The organism is Actinoplanes auranticolor (assembly GCF_018332655.1).
Taxonomy (GTDB): domain Bacteria; phylum Actinomycetota; class Actinomycetes; order Mycobacteriales; family Micromonosporaceae; genus Actinoplanes; species Actinoplanes auranticolor.
Window position 1 is genome coordinate 32,714 of record NZ_BOQL01000025.1, and the last position, 12,818, is coordinate 45,531.

Sequence of the window (12,818 nt, forward strand, 5' to 3'; positions counted from 1 at the left end):
AGGATCGCGGCATGACCGGGACCCTCATCACTGTCGCGCCCACCGGCGCGGAGAGCAGTAAGGCAGCCGTACCCGCGCTGCCGGTGACGATCGACGAGCTCGTGGCCACCGCCAAGGAGTGCGAGGCGCTCGGCGCCGCGATCGTGCACGTCCACATCCGCGACGACGCGGCCGAGCCGACGCTGGACCAGGGCCGGCTGCGCGAGACCGTGGCCGCGCTGCGGCAGTCGACGGACCTCATCGTGCAGCTCTCCTCGGGCGGCGCGGTCACCGATCCGGAGGCCGACCGGCTGGCCGTGCTGGACGCGCGCCCGGAGATGGCCTCCTGCACGATGGGCACGGTCAACTTCGGCGACGGCGTGTTCCTGAACCGCTGGGAGTTCATCGTCGACCTGCACACCCGGATGCAGGACAAGGGCATCGTGCCCGAGTACGAGATCTTCGACCTGGGCCAGCTGACCACCCTGCAACGCCTGCTCGCGCAGCACGGGCTGCCGTACGGCGGCCACGTCCACGTCGACCTGGTGATGGGCGTGCCCGGTGGCATGCCCGGCACCGCCGCCGCACTGGTCGCCTGCCACCAGGCCATCCGGGACCTGCCCGCGGGCAGCACCTTCTCCGCCACCGGCATCGGCCGCAGCACGATCCCGGTCATCCTGGCGTCGCTGGCGACCGGCGGGCACCTGCGGGTCGGCATGGAGGACACCGTCACGTACGCGAAGGGCCGCCCCGTCGAGTCGAACATGCAGCTGGTGGCCCGCGCGGTCGGCTTCGCCCAGCTGGCCCAGCGCCCGCCGCTGACCACGGCCGAGGCCCGCGAGCTGCTCGGGATGGTGGCCCGATGATCCTCGCCGAGGTCGTGCGCTCCGGCTTCGTCGAGTCCGTGCACCACGGCTCGGTGGTCGTGCTGGACGCCGACGGCCGGACGGTCGCGGCGGCCGGTGACGTCACCGGCCCGTTCTTCCCGCGGTCGTCCAACAAGCCGCTGCAGACGGTCGGGATGCTGCGGGCCGGCCTGCGCCCCGCCGAACCGGCCGACCTCGCGCTGATCAGCGGCAGTCACTTCGGCGAGCCCTTCCACGTCGCCCGGGTCCGCCGGATCCTGGCCACCGCGGGCCTGGACGAGACCGCGCTGCGCTGCCCGCCGTCGCTGCCGCTGTCCGAGGACGAGCGCGACATCGTGCTGCGCGGCGGCGGCGGGGCCACGCCGGTGCTGATGAACTGCTCCGGCAAGCACGCCGGGATGCTCGCCACCTGCGTGGTGAACGGCTGGTCGCTGGAGGACTACCGGGACGTCAAGCACCCGCTGCAGGTGGCGCTGGCCGCGGCGGTGAGCGACCTGGCCGGGGAGCCGATCGCCGCCACCGGCGTCGACGGCTGCGGCGCGCCGGTGTTCGCCGTGTCGCTGACCGCGCTGGCCCGGGGCTTCCAGCGGCTGGTGGACGCGCCGCCGGCCTCTTTCGAGCGGCTGGTGGCCGACACGATGCGCGCCGGCCCCGAGCTGGTCGCCGGGACCGGCCAGGACGACACCCGGCTGATGCACGGCGTGCCGGGGCTGCTGGCCAAGGGCGGGGCCGAGGGCGTGGTCGCGGTGGCCGTCGCGGGTGTCGGCGCGGTGGCGATCAAGGTGGCGGACGGTGCGATGCGGGCCCGGATGCCGGTGCTGGTGTCCGCGCTGCGCCGGCTGGGCGTGTCCGCGCCCGTGCTCGACCAGCTCGAGACCGTGCCGGTGCTCGGCGGCGGCGTCCGGGTCGGCGAGGTCCGCTCGGCCTGGTGACCGGCTTCACGCTAGCTATTGTTAGCGTTTTGCTTGCAAGAGCTAGCACTCCCGGCTACCGTCAAATGCATGGCCGCACCCAAGGATCTGCCCCAGGACATCGGCGAATTCATCCGTGACCTGCGGCAGACCGCGAAGATCTCGCTCCGGCAGCTCGCCGACCGGGCGGGGGTGAGCAACCCCTACCTCAGCCAGATCGAGCGTGGCCTGCGCAAGCCCAGCGCCGAGGTGCTGCAGCAGCTGGCCAGCGCGCTGCGGGTGTCCACACCCGCGATGTACCTGCGCGCCGGCCTGCTCGACGGCGAGGGTCAGCAGGGGGTGCTGGCCGCCATCGCGGCCGATCCCGAGCTGACCATCGCCCAGAAGCAGTCCCTGTCGCAGATCTACGAGACGTTCCGCAACGAGACCGCCCGGCAGGCGCCGGAGGCGACCCGGTCCGACGAGAGCACGCCCGACGAGAGCACGCCCGGTGACGGCGTGCCCGCCGCGAACGTGCCGGACGAGGACGAGGCCCTGCGGGCCGTCGTCCAGGACGTGGCAGTCGTCGAAGGCGGCGCCGCCCCCGCACCCAAGACCACGAAGCCCGAGGAGCAGTCATGACCGAGCAGACCAAGACCCGTTTCCCCGCCCCGCTCTACGCCGCCGCCGGCGCCGGCGACCTGGCCTACCAGCAGCTGCGCAAGCTGCCGGCCGTCGTCACCGAGCTCGGTGACCGCGCGGTCGCCTCGCTGCGCACCGCGAACGACACGGCGGCCACCACCGCCACCACGCTGAAGAGCACCGCGACCAGCACCGACTTCGACAAGCTGCGCGAGACCGCCGCCGCGAGCGCCGCGGCGTTCGCCCAGGCCGCGCAGGAGCGGGCCCTGGCCGTCTACACCTCGCTGGTCGCCCACGGCGAGCGCGTGGTCGGCACCGGCGTGGTCGAGGCCGCCGACGTGGTCAACGCCGACATCGAGACCACCGAGGAGCCGAAGGCCGTCGAGGCCGCCGCCACCCCGGCCCCGAAGCCGCGCAAGCGGGTGGCCCGCCCGGCCGCCGACAAGCAGATCGGCGACAAGTAAGTAACGACCTGCGACTGATTGATCAGCGGGCCTCGGCGGCAGCCGGGGCCCGCGGCATAGACTGGCCGTCATGGACTACAGCGCGACACCCATCTTCTACGACGACGTCGCGGGCCTGATCTCGATCGCCGTCTCGATCGTGTCGTTGGTGGTGCAGGCAGTCGCACTGATCCACTGCGTGACCCAGCGCGGCGACGGCTTCCAGGCCATCGGCACCCTGCCCAAGGGCGCCTGGCTCGCCATTCTCGCGGTCTGCATCATCCTGACGCTGCTCGGCGTCGGCGGCGGCGCCACCGGCCTGTTCGGCCTCATCGGCATCGCGGCCGCACTGATCTACCTGCTCGACGTCCGGCCCGGCCTGCGTGACCTGACGGACGGCAAGGGCTTCTGGTGAAGCGCCTCCGCTGGCCGCCGCCTCCGGACGGCGGCCCGCGGAGCTCCGGCCCCGGGCCCAGCGCGCCCCGCAGCGGCCGGCCCACCCTGCCGATGCCGCCCACCCAGCTGATCGAGACCCCGCACGGCGGCCGGATCGAGCAGCTCGTCACCGGTGTCGGCGAGCCGGTCAGCGTCTTCGCGCACGGGCTGGCCGGCGACATCGCCGGCACCCGCCCGCTGGGCAGCGGCGTCCTCGGCCGCCGGGTGTTCTTCCACTTCCGCGGGCACGGCCGCTCCGACGCCCCACCCGGGCCGTGGAGCTTCGCCGATCTCGCCGACGACCTGCGGGCGGTCGCCGACCGGGCCGGGGCGAGCCGGGCGCTCGGGGTCAGCATGGGCGCCGGTGCGCTGTGCCGGTTGCTCTCGGACACCCCCAAGCGGTTCGAGCGGATCGTGCTCTATCTGCCGGCGCCGCTGGACGGTGTACGGCCGCCGGTGGCCGCGGCGCGCCTGGCCCGGCTGCTCACCGCCGTCGAGTCCGGTGAGGCCGCGCTGGTCGCCGAGGCCGTCGAGCCGGAGTTACCGCCGGCGGTGCGCAACACTCCGACCGGCTGGAGCTATCTGCGCCACCGCGTCGAGCAGCTGCTGACCGACGGGCTGGCCCCGGAGCTGGACACGCTCTGGCGCTCTCCCGCGGTGCCCGACGAGTCGGTGCTGGCCGCGTTCCCGGGTCCGGCCCTGGTGATCGGCTGTGTCGGCGACGACGTGCACCCGGTGTCGGTCGCCGAGCGCCTCGCCGGTCTGCTGCCCAAGGCCGAGCTGCAGGTCTACGACCGGCCCACGCTGCTCTGGACCCACCGCAAGGAGCTGCGCGAGCGCATCTCCGCCTTCCTGAACGCGGCTTGAGGCCGGAGCGTCCGCCGGGGATGTGGTCCGGTCCGGTGATCGCGCGGGTGACGCTGCGATTCTCGGCGACCGGCTGCCAGAGGGCGGCCCGGGCGGTGACCGCGGCCACGCTGACACCCGTGAGCGGCTCAGCTGGTGAGCTTCTGCACCTTGTACTTCCAGCCGCTGTCGTTGCCGGCGCGGTCCACCGCCACGTAGTCGACCTCGAGGGAGTAGCCCTTCCCGAGGCCGGGCACGGGGACCCGCCAGACGCCCTTGGCGTCCACGCCGCGCCAGGTGACGGCCGCGTTCGGGATCTTGGTCTTGCCCGGGGTGTACCGGACCCACTTACGGGTGGAGAAGTTGAAGTAGTAGTCCTTGGTGGCGGTCCACTTCCACAGCTGCACGCCGACGGAGTCCATGCCGATCTGGCCGTCCTTGGCCGTGCCCTGGATCGTCTTCCAGGACGAGGCCCGGGTCGGCTTGCCCGGCACCGTGAGCGTGCTGGTCGGCCTGGTCTCGTCGACCTTCACCGTGTAACCGCGGGTGGTCACCGGCGTGGTCCGGCCCTGCGCGTTCTCCAGGGTGATCTTCGCGGCGTGGACGCCGACCGGGTAGTAGTGCGTCGTCGCGGCGGTCTTCGGGCCGAGCAGGCTGGTCTTGCCGTCGCCCCAGTCGACCCACACCCGGGTCGCGGTGGCCGGGACGCCCGAGAGCAGCAGCTTGGCGGTGGCGCCGCCGTCCGCCCAGGTCCAGTTGGAGGCCACGGCGAACTTGTAGCTGCCGATGGCGGTGCTCACCTGCACGGTCGCGGAGGCGTTGGTGATCGTGGCGGTGCCCTCGCCGTCCGCGTCGGTCAGCTTCACTGTGACCGGGTAGCTGCCGACCGCCGCGTACTTGTGGGTCGCCTTCGTGGCTCCGGCCGGCAGGGCCTGCACCGGCGAGCCGTCACCCCAGTCGACAGTGCGCTCGGCGACCGAGTCCGGGGTCCCGTCGACCAGCTCGTTCTCGGTCAGCGTGACCTGCTGGCCGGTCCAGATGCCGGTGCTGTCCAGGGTGTAGGTGCCGGTCAGGTCGCCGGCCGCCCAGGCCGGCGGGCCGAGCAGGCCGGCGCCGGCCACCGTGCCGGCCCCGAGCGCAAGGGTGAGCATCGCGGCGAGACTGCGAGATCGTCCGGAATTCATGTCTGTCCCCCGTGGAAAATTGCTCGCATTCGATGCGAGCCGATGGACAGTACCGGGCCGGATCGCCGCTGATCAAGCCGTTCCCAGGGCGCCGGTTCGGGGCGAATCCGGCTACGCCGTAACTTTTCGGGCCGCTGATCCGGTGTTGAGAACGTGCGGTACTCCCCCAGATCCATCTTCTTCAGCGTCGTGGCCCTCGGCCTCCCGTTCGCCGTCACCGTCGGCTGGACCCTCGGTACGCCGGCCCCCGCCCCGCCGCCGGTGAGCGCACCCGGCGGGGCCGGCGGGATCGGCGCCGCCCCACCGAAGGCCACCACCGCCACCACTTCACCGGAGCTGGACTGGTCACCACGGCCGCCGAAGCCGGTGGCAGTGGAGTCCCCGCTGCCCGGCCCGCCCGGCGGGCCCACCGCCAGTACGGCCCCCAGCGCGGCCACGCCGTCCGTCATCGTCACGTCGGGCTCACCGGACCCGACCCTGACCCTGCTGCCGCCGGTGCCCACGCCGACCCAGATCGTCACCACGCCGCCGAGCCCGTCGGCGACGGTGCCGTCGTCGGGCAGTGCCGCCCCGGACTTCGGCCTCGGCGGAACCGGGCTGGTCCGCAGGTCCTAAGCTCCCGGAACGTGGAAGACACTCACCTGCGGTCCGCGGCCGGCCGGGGCGCCGCAGCGACCGGCGGCGCCGTACGCCGGTTCGCCACCGGGGCCGGTCTGCTCGGCCGCGGTCTTGGCCTGGTCCTGCGCAATCCGCGGATGCTCGGCCTGGGCCTGCTGCCGGCCGTGATCTCCGGCGTGCTGTACGCCGCCCTGCTGATCACCCTCGTCGTCTTCGTCGACGACCTGGCCTCGGGTGTCACGTGGTTCGCCGACGACTGGTCGGCCGGCTGGCGGGACGTCATCCGGATCGTCGCCGGTGCGGCCCTGATCGGCCTCAGCGGCCTGATCGGCGTGCTCACCTTCACCGCGGTGACGCTGCTGATCGGCGATCCGTTCTACGAGAAGATCTCCGGGATGGTCGAGGACCGCTTCGGGGGCGTACCGGACGAGGTCGAGGTGTCGCTGGGCCGTTCGCTGGCCCGGAGCCTGGTCGACTCGCTGCGCCTGATCGGCCTCTCCGTGCTCTTCGGCATCCCGTTGTTCGCCGCCGGCTTCATCCCGGTGGTCGGCCAGACGGTCGTGCCGGTCGTCGGCGGGGCGGTCGCGGGCTGGTTGCTCGCGGTCGAGCTGACCGGGGTCCCGTTCCAGCGCCGTGGCCGGCGGCTGCGGGACCGGCGCGTGGCCTTGCGGGGCAACCGGGCGATGGCGCTGGGCTTCGGCGTGGTGGTCTTCGCGTGTTTCCTCATCCCGCTCGGCGCCGTGCTGCTGATGCCGGCCGCGGTCGTCGGGGGCACGTTGCTCTCCCGCAAGGTGCTGGGACTGCCGATCGAGAGCTGACCGGACTCACGCCGAGGCGCGGACCACCAGCTCGGTGGGCAGCACCACGGCGTCCGGGACGTCCTGCTTGTCGTTGACCAGCCCGAGCATCTGCCGGGCCATGGTGCGGCCCATGTCGACGATCGGCTGGCGGACCGTGGTCAGCGGCGGGTCGCTGAGCCGGCTGATCTCGAAGTCGTCGAAGCCGACCACCGCGACGTCCGCCGGCACCCGCCGGCCGGCGTCCTTGAGCGCCTGCAGCGCGCCGTGCGCCATCATGTCCGACGCCACGAAGACCGCGTCGAGCTGCGGATCCTCGGCGAGCAGGCGGCGCATCGCGCGCAGCCCGGAATCGCGGGTGAAGTCGCCGAAGGCCACGTGCTCGGTCAGCCCGGCGTCGCGCAGGGTGTCCTGGTAGCCGGTGAGCCGGTCGATGCCGGCGATCATGTCCTGCGGCCCGGCGATGGTGGCGATCCGGTGGTGGCCGGTGCCGATCAGGTGGCGTACGGCCTGGCCCACGCCGCCGACGTGGTCCACGTCGACGTAGGGGACCGGCAGCTCGGCCGGGGTCATCGGGCGCCCGCTGCACACCACCGGGATGCCGAGCCGGGCCAGGGTGCCGGGCAGCGGATCGGCGCCGTGCATCGAGGCGAACATGACGCCGTCGACGTGGCCGGCCATGGCATACCGCTCGACCCGGTCGTGGCTGGCGGCCGAGCCCGCCATCATCAGCACCAGCTGCTTGTCCGCCGCGTCCAGCTCCACGCTGACCCCGCGGATCACCGCGGGGAAGAACAGGTCGTCGGAGAAGACCCGGTTGGCGGTCTCCGGCAGGATCAGCGCGATCGACTCCGTGCGCTGGGTGACCAGGCTCCGCGCGGCCTGGTTGGGCACGTAGCCCAGCTCCGCGACGGCCTGGTGCACGGCCTCGCGGATCGCCACGGCGACCGTGGTCGACCCGTTGACGACGCGGGAGACGGTCGCCCTCGAGACGCCGGCGCGCCTCGCCACCGCCTCGAGGGTCGGTCGCTCCCGCGTCACCATCAGCTCACTCCCCGATCCGGCCCTGGTCGGTGAGACCGTTACGCCGGATCACCTCCTGGTACCACCGTGCGCTGTCCTTGGGCACCCGGCGCTGCGTGGTGTAGTCCACGTGCACGATGCCGAACCGCTTGGCGTACCCCTCGGCCCATTCGAAATTGTCCATCAACGACCAGGCGAAGTATCCCCGAAGGTCAACGCCGTGGGAAATGGCATCCAGGCAGGCGCGCAGATGCCCGTCGAAATACTCGATCCGGTTGGTGTCGTGGATCTGCCCGTCCTCGGCCGGGCCGTCCGGATACGCCGCGCCGTTCTCGGTGATCATCATGGGCGTGCCGGGGTAGTCGCGGTGGATCCGGTCCAGCAACCGGGTCAGCGCGGCCGGCTCGATCTGCCAGCCGATGTCGGTGATCGGGCCGACCGGCTTGCGGAAGGCGATGCCCTCGGTGCCGGGCGCGTCCGGCGAGGCCGGCTGGCCGGGTTTGGCCGAGACGTACGACGGCGTGTAGAAGTTGATCCCGAGCACGTCGATCGGCGCGTTGATGATCGCCTCGTCACCCTCGCGGATGAAGCTCAGGTCGGTGAAGCGGGCCATGTGCTCGCGCATGTCGTCCGGGTACCGCCCGCGCAGCAGCGGGTCGAGGAAGATCCGGTTGCTCAGGCCGTCCACGATCCGGGCCGCGTCGACGTCGCCCGGTTTGTTCTCGTCCAGCGGGAAGACCGCCGACGGGTTGAGGGTGATGCTGACGCTCTGCGCGCCGGCCTCCCGCAGCGCCCGGGCTGCCAGGCCGTGGCCGAGCAGCAGGTGGTGCACCGCCTTGAACGCCGAGGCCGCGTCCCGGACGCCGGGCGCGTGCACCCCGCTGGCGTAGCCGAGGTACGCCGAGCACCACGGCTCGTTCAGCGTGGTCCAGGTGCGGACCCGGTCGCCGAGGCGGGCGTGCATGATCTGGGCGTACTCGGCGAAGGCCTCGGCGGTCTCCCGCGCGGTCCAGCCGCCCCGGTCCTGCAGGCTCTGCGGCAGGTCCCAGTGGTACAGCGTGACCACCGGGTCGATGCCCTTGCCGATCAGCTCGTCGGTCAGCCGGTCGTAGAAGTCCAGGCCCCGGGTGTTGACCGGGCCGGTGCCGTCGGGCTGGATGCGCGGCCAGGCGATCGAGTACCGGTACGAGGCCAGGCCCAGGTCGGCCATCAGCGCGACGTCCTCGACATACCGGTGGTAGTGGTCGCAGGCCACGTCGCCGGTATGCCCGGCGTGTACCCGGCCGGGCTCGCGACTGAACGTGTCCCAGATGGACGGGCCGCGCCCGTCCTCGTTCGCCGCGCCTTCGATCTGGTACGACGCCGTTGCGGCGCCCCAGACGAAGCCGTCCGGGAACCGTACCCCCGATGCCAGCGGATCGTCGCTCGATTCCACCGAGACGGTTGCCGTCATCCTTCACCGCTCCCTGCGTGATCCGCCGCTGCCGTGCCGGGCCGCGCCGACCGGTCTGATCAGCGGCGGGACTCTGACGGGCGACCGGAAGCGATCGCCCTTAACCGGTACAGCGTAGAGCCATTCACCTTTCCGGGAGCCATCCGAAAGTTGCAGAATCCCGTTCGGGGGACGAGATGCTCAACCGGCCTGCAATGCGCTGAACAGGCGGCGGTCGCCGGTGATGACCAGATTGTCCGGATCGATCCGGCCCATCAAAGCCAGCAGAAGATCGCTCGCCGTGCCGCCGGCCTCGGCCCGGGCGTGGTGGTCGTCGCTGTCGAGGATGGTGCCGGTGTCGAGCAGCGCGATGCCCGCGCCGCGGAGCCGGACGAACCACTCGTAGCTGGCGTCGGTGGCCACCAGGTGCACCACGCCGTGCAGGTCGGTCGGGCCCTTGCGGCGGCCCGCGGGCAGCCAGGTGTCCAGCACCTCGTTGACCCCGTCGGCGGCGAGCTTGGTCTCGATCGGGGTGGCCCGGCCGGCCGCGGACTCGGCGTCCCAGCGGTGCACGGACACCTCGTGGGCGATCCGGCGCTGCCAGAAGCCGGCCTTGCGGGCCTGGGCCGGCCAGGTCCAGCTGGGGAAGTCGGGGTCGAGCGCGTCGAGGGTCTCGATCGTGCCGGTCAGCTCCCGCCGCAGGCCGTCGAGCGCGTCCGGCCACGCGGGCCGCGGCTCGGGGACGACCCGGTCGGCGGGCCGGTCCACCACGCCGCGCGGCGTCAGCTCACGCACCCAGTGCAGCAGCACGGTGAGGTGTTCGGTGAGATCGGCGACCGTCCAGCCGGGACACGAGGGCACGACGGCGTCCGGGCCCGTCTGCGTGACGGCGTCCTGGAATGCCGGCCCGTCGGCACGCAGGGCGGCAAGCCAGAAGTCCTTGGTCGCGTGCAGCCTGTTCATCAGCCTTCTCCCGCTCGAGGAGGTCCACCGGTTTCCGCCCCGGGCCCGCGGCCTAGGGTGAACGTCGTGCCTGACGTTAGCGCTGACCACCCAACCGACGCATCCGCTGCGCATGTCAGTTCGCTGGGGGCGTACACGACGCTACGCCTCGGCGGTCCGGCAAGCACGTTGACCGTGGTGTCCGAACCGGACGAAGCGGTCTCAACCGTACGGGTTGCTGCCCGAAAGGGGCAACCGGTCCTGGTCCTCGCGGGCGGCAGCAACGTCGTGATCTCCGACGAGGGCTTCCCCGGGACGGTCCTGCTGCTGCGCACGCGGGGAGTGCGGCTGATCGACCGGGACGCCCGGGGCGCGCTGGTCCGGGTGGCCGCCGGGGAGCCGTGGGACGAACTCGTCGCGCACACCCTCGAGCTCGGGCTGTCCGGCCTGGAGGCCCTCTCCGGCATCCCGGGCTCGGCCGGAGCGACGCCGATCCAGAACGTCGGGGCGTACGGCCAGGAGGTCGCGCACACGATCGAGGCGGTGCACGTCTACGACCGGCACGAGGACGAGATGCGGGTGCTGTCGCTGCCGGAGTGCGGGTTCGCGTACCGGTCGAGCATTTTCAAGCACAGCGACCGCTGGCTCGTTCTCGACGTCGACTTCCGGCTCGCCGAGTCTGCGGAGTCGGCGCCGATCCGCTACGCCGAGCTGGCCCGGCACCTCGGGGTGCAGACGGGCGAGCGGGTCAGTGCCGCGCGGGTCCGCGAGACCGTGCTGAAGCTGCGCGCGAGCAAGGGCATGGTGCTCGACCCGGAGGACGCGGACACCCGGTCGGTGGGGTCGTTCTTCACCAATCCGGTGCTCTCCGCCGAGGAGTGGGCCCGGGTGCAGGACCGGCTGGTCGACGCGGGGGAGCCGCCGAGCTGGCCGGCCCCCAACGGCACCGTCAAGGTGCCGGCGGCCTGGCTGATCGAGAAGGCCGGCTTCGCCAAGGGGTACGGCGGCAGCACGGTGGCCATCTCGTCGAAGCACACGCTGGCCCTGACCCACCGCGGTGGCGGCACCACGACGGCCCTGCTGGAGCTGGCCCGCGAGATCCGTGACGGCGTACGGGACCGGTTCGGTGTCGTCCTGCATCCCGAACCGGTCCTGATCAACTGCTCGCTCTGACGCGTCAGCGCCAGCCGAAGACCTGCGTCCAGTAGTAGGTGCCGTTCACGGCCTGCCGCACACCGGCACCGAACGACTTCACGTCGCAGTTGAGGATGTTGCGGCGGTGCGGCGGGCTGGCCATCCAGGCGGCCATCACCTCGGCCGAGCTGGAGAAGCCGTAGGCCACGTTCTCCGCCGCCACGGCGTGGTAGCCGGCCGCCCGCGAACGGCTCAGGAAGGTCGAGCCGCGCCAGCCGAAGTGGCCGAAGTCCCCGGTGGCCGCCATGTAGTGGCTCTGCCGGACGGAGGCGACGGTCAGTACCTCGTCCACGGTGAGCGCCGGGCACCCGGCCCGGACCCGCTCCTCGTTGGTCAGCGTGACCACCTCGGCCCCGAGAACCTGGGAGGTCGTCGGCGCGGTCCGCGCCGGGCCGGACGCGGGAACCGCGGTCACGGCGTGCGCCGGCGCGGCGGTCAGCCCGAGCAACGCGAGCGGTGCGGCCGCGACAAGGGCCAGACGACGTACGGATTCCAACAAGGTGCTGCCTCCCGGTCCACGGCCGGGCGCCTGTCGCCCGGCACCGTAATCGGACCGGTTTTTCGGTGTTACGTCCCTCCTTTCGCCGTTTCCACCCCGACGGTGCGAGGTCCGTGTCAGTCTGAGGGGATGGTCAGGGGAAGACCGATCTCAGCCCCGGCGCCCGTTTCCGGAGCGAAGGTCAGGCGCACCCAGCCGCCGTGCCGCGCGGCGATCGCCTCCGCCAGCAGCATCCAGACGGCGGTGCTGCGCCGCCGGTGCGGCGGTTCCGGGGTGGCCAGCATTCCCGCCATCAGGTGCTCGTCGGTCAGCTGCTCGGCCTGCCGCGCGGTGACGTACACCGTCCAGCCCTCGGCTCCGGCCTCGGCGCTCACCGTGGCCGAGCGGTCGGCCGCCCCGCTGGCCACGGTCCCGACAACCGCGTAGAAGAGGTCCCGCAGCAGGGCGGCGTCCGCCGACAACGCCGGCCCCTCGCCCGCCCGGACCGTCGCCGCCGTGTACGGCTCCCGGCTCGCCAGCAACTCGGCGGCCTCGCGGATCAGCGCCCCGGGGTCCACCCGCGCCGGCCGCAGTTCCAGGTCGCCGGTCTGTAGCCGGGTCACCAGCATCAGGTCCTCGACCAGGGTGAGCATCCGGTCGGTGTTGCGCCGTACGGCGGCCAGCGCCATTGAGCGCTCGGCCGGGGCCAGGTCGTCGGTGTCGAGGCTCTCGGTGAACGACGCGATGGTGGTCAGCGGTGTCCGCAGCTCGTGCGAGATGACCGTGAGAAAGCGGGGTTGCAGCGCGCCGCCCGACAGTGTCGGAGGTGCGGGAGCGGGGACGGGGCTCATCAGTGGACCACCGATCGGCCCCGGAAGCGGAAGCGCACGCTGAACTATAACTTTCCGTATATGAACCGACACGTCACGCTATCGTGGTTTTGGACATTTCATCTTCGTCACCCGCGGTCGCGGGCGGCGCAAGCAAGACGCTGACCGATGCCGGGCATGTGCCGTGCCGGCCCGGGCAGCCGCGTCTGGCGACGCAGC

The 12,818-nt window shown here is 72.3% G+C and carries 15 protein-coding genes; 9 read left to right on the plus strand and 6 right to left on the minus strand.

Annotated elements, in window-relative coordinates; translation table 11 throughout:
- Positions 1-11 precede the first annotated feature (11 nt).
- The 6 genes from Aau02nite_RS15400 (at position 12) to Aau02nite_RS15425 (ending at position 4,122) form a co-directional block, all read left to right on the plus strand.
- The gene (locus Aau02nite_RS15400) at positions 12-845 is read left to right on the plus strand and encodes a beta-keto acid cleavage family enzyme (protein WP_212989103.1); all 834 of its coding nucleotides are present in this window, start codon (positions 12-14) and stop codon (positions 843-845) included.
- Positions 842-1,777, plus strand: a complete 936-nt coding sequence (locus Aau02nite_RS15405) for an asparaginase (protein WP_212989104.1) — start codon at positions 842-844, stop codon at positions 1,775-1,777. The genes Aau02nite_RS15400 and Aau02nite_RS15405 overlap by 4 nt, the downstream gene beginning before the upstream one ends.
- A gap of 69 nt (positions 1,778-1,846) precedes the next feature.
- Positions 1,847-2,377 (plus strand): XRE family transcriptional regulator, encoded by a 531-nt coding sequence (locus Aau02nite_RS15410; RefSeq protein WP_212989105.1) that lies wholly within the window; start codon positions 1,847-1,849, stop codon positions 2,375-2,377.
- On the plus strand, positions 2,374-2,841 hold the full coding sequence (locus Aau02nite_RS15415; protein WP_212989106.1) for a hypothetical protein: 468 nt from the start codon (positions 2,374-2,376) through the stop codon (positions 2,839-2,841). The genes Aau02nite_RS15410 and Aau02nite_RS15415 overlap by 4 nt, the downstream gene beginning before the upstream one ends.
- Before the next feature lie 70 nt (positions 2,842-2,911).
- Positions 2,912-3,235 (plus strand): DUF2516 family protein, encoded by a 324-nt coding sequence (locus tag Aau02nite_RS15420; RefSeq protein ID WP_212989107.1) that lies wholly within the window; start codon positions 2,912-2,914, stop codon positions 3,233-3,235.
- Positions 3,232-4,122 (plus strand): alpha/beta fold hydrolase, encoded by an 891-nt coding sequence (locus Aau02nite_RS15425; protein WP_212989108.1) that lies wholly within the window; start codon positions 3,232-3,234, stop codon positions 4,120-4,122. Before Aau02nite_RS15420 ends, Aau02nite_RS15425 begins: the two co-directional genes overlap by 4 nt.
- A gap of 128 nt (positions 4,123-4,250) precedes the next feature.
- On the opposite strand, the gene Aau02nite_RS15430 is transcribed toward Aau02nite_RS15425, so the two are convergent.
- The gene (locus tag Aau02nite_RS15430; protein ID WP_212989109.1) at positions 4,251-5,252 is read right to left on the minus strand and encodes a PKD domain-containing protein; all 1,002 of its coding nucleotides are present in this window, start codon (positions 5,250-5,252) and stop codon (positions 4,251-4,253) included.
- Positions 5,253-5,438: 186 nt separating this feature from the next.
- Here Aau02nite_RS15430 and Aau02nite_RS15435 point away from each other — a divergent pair, with 186 nt between their 5' ends.
- Entirely contained in the window at positions 5,439-5,900 is a 462-nt protein-coding gene (locus Aau02nite_RS15435) for a hypothetical protein (protein WP_212989110.1), read from the plus strand.
- Between the two features lie 11 nt (positions 5,901-5,911).
- A complete protein-coding gene (locus Aau02nite_RS15440; RefSeq protein WP_212989111.1) occupies positions 5,912-6,721 on the plus strand; it encodes an EI24 domain-containing protein in 810 nt (269 codons plus the stop codon).
- 6 nt (positions 6,722-6,727) lie between these two features.
- Here Aau02nite_RS15440 and Aau02nite_RS15445 read toward each other — a convergent pair whose 3' ends face one another.
- The 3 genes from Aau02nite_RS15445 to Aau02nite_RS15455 form a co-directional block, all read right to left on the minus strand.
- Positions 6,728-7,744 carry a LacI family DNA-binding transcriptional regulator gene (locus tag Aau02nite_RS15445; protein WP_212989112.1) on the minus strand — a complete coding sequence of 339 codons (1,017 nt, stop codon included), beginning with the start codon at positions 7,742-7,744 and terminating at the stop codon, positions 6,728-6,730.
- A 4-nt stretch (positions 7,745-7,748) separates the two neighbouring features.
- Positions 7,749-9,176, minus strand: a complete 1,428-nt coding sequence (locus tag Aau02nite_RS15450) for a GH1 family beta-glucosidase (RefSeq protein ID WP_212989113.1) — start codon at positions 9,174-9,176, stop codon at positions 7,749-7,751.
- A 180-nt stretch (positions 9,177-9,356) separates the two neighbouring features.
- Entirely contained in the window at positions 9,357-10,118 is a 762-nt protein-coding gene (locus tag Aau02nite_RS15455; protein ID WP_212989114.1) for a maleylpyruvate isomerase family mycothiol-dependent enzyme, read from the minus strand.
- Between the two features lie 57 nt (positions 10,119-10,175).
- On the opposite strand from Aau02nite_RS15455, the gene Aau02nite_RS15460 reads away from it, so the two are divergent.
- Positions 10,176-11,270, plus strand: a complete 1,095-nt coding sequence (locus Aau02nite_RS15460; RefSeq protein ID WP_438841137.1) for a UDP-N-acetylmuramate dehydrogenase — start codon at positions 10,176-10,178, stop codon at positions 11,268-11,270.
- Between the two features lie 4 nt (positions 11,271-11,274).
- Here the strand turns inward: Aau02nite_RS15460 and Aau02nite_RS15465 are convergent, their stop codons facing one another.
- A complete protein-coding gene (locus tag Aau02nite_RS15465; RefSeq protein WP_246595166.1) occupies positions 11,275-11,787 on the minus strand; it encodes a CAP domain-containing protein in 513 nt (170 codons plus the stop codon).
- 119 nt (positions 11,788-11,906) lie between these two features.
- Positions 11,907-12,620, minus strand: a complete 714-nt coding sequence (locus tag Aau02nite_RS15470) for a sensor histidine kinase (RefSeq protein ID WP_212989117.1) — start codon at positions 12,618-12,620, stop codon at positions 11,907-11,909.
- Between the last annotated feature and the right edge of the window lie 198 nt (positions 12,621-12,818).

Excerpts from the sequence above, each read along its gene's own strand:
- Aau02nite_RS15450 (WP_212989113.1), bottom strand. The coding sequence starts at position 9,176 with ATGACGGCAACCGTCTCGGTGGAATCGAGCGACGATCCGCTGGCATCG.
- Aau02nite_RS15420 (WP_212989107.1), top strand. The coding sequence starts at position 2,912 with ATGGACTACAGCGCGACACCCATCTTCTACGACGACGTCGCGGGCCTG.
- Aau02nite_RS15455 (WP_212989114.1), bottom strand. The coding sequence starts at position 10,118 with ATGAACAGGCTGCACGCGACCAAGGACTTCTGGCTTGCCGCCCTGCGT.
- Aau02nite_RS15415 (WP_212989106.1), top strand. The coding sequence starts at position 2,374 with ATGACCGAGCAGACCAAGACCCGTTTCCCCGCCCCGCTCTACGCCGCC.
- Aau02nite_RS15405 (WP_212989104.1), top strand. The coding sequence starts at position 842 with ATGATCCTCGCCGAGGTCGTGCGCTCCGGCTTCGTCGAGTCCGTGCAC.
- Aau02nite_RS15430 (WP_212989109.1), bottom strand. The coding sequence starts at position 5,252 with ATGCTCACCCTTGCGCTCGGGGCCGGCACGGTGGCCGGCGCCGGCCTG.
- Aau02nite_RS15445 (WP_212989112.1), bottom strand. The coding sequence starts at position 7,744 with ATGGTGACGCGGGAGCGACCGACCCTCGAGGCGGTGGCGAGGCGCGCC.
- Aau02nite_RS15400 (WP_212989103.1), top strand. The coding sequence starts at position 12 with ATGACCGGGACCCTCATCACTGTCGCGCCCACCGGCGCGGAGAGCAGT.
- Aau02nite_RS15470 (WP_212989117.1), bottom strand. The coding sequence starts at position 12,620 with ATGAGCCCCGTCCCCGCTCCCGCACCTCCGACACTGTCGGGCGGCGCG.
- Aau02nite_RS15410 (WP_212989105.1), top strand. The coding sequence starts at position 1,847 with ATGGCCGCACCCAAGGATCTGCCCCAGGACATCGGCGAATTCATCCGT.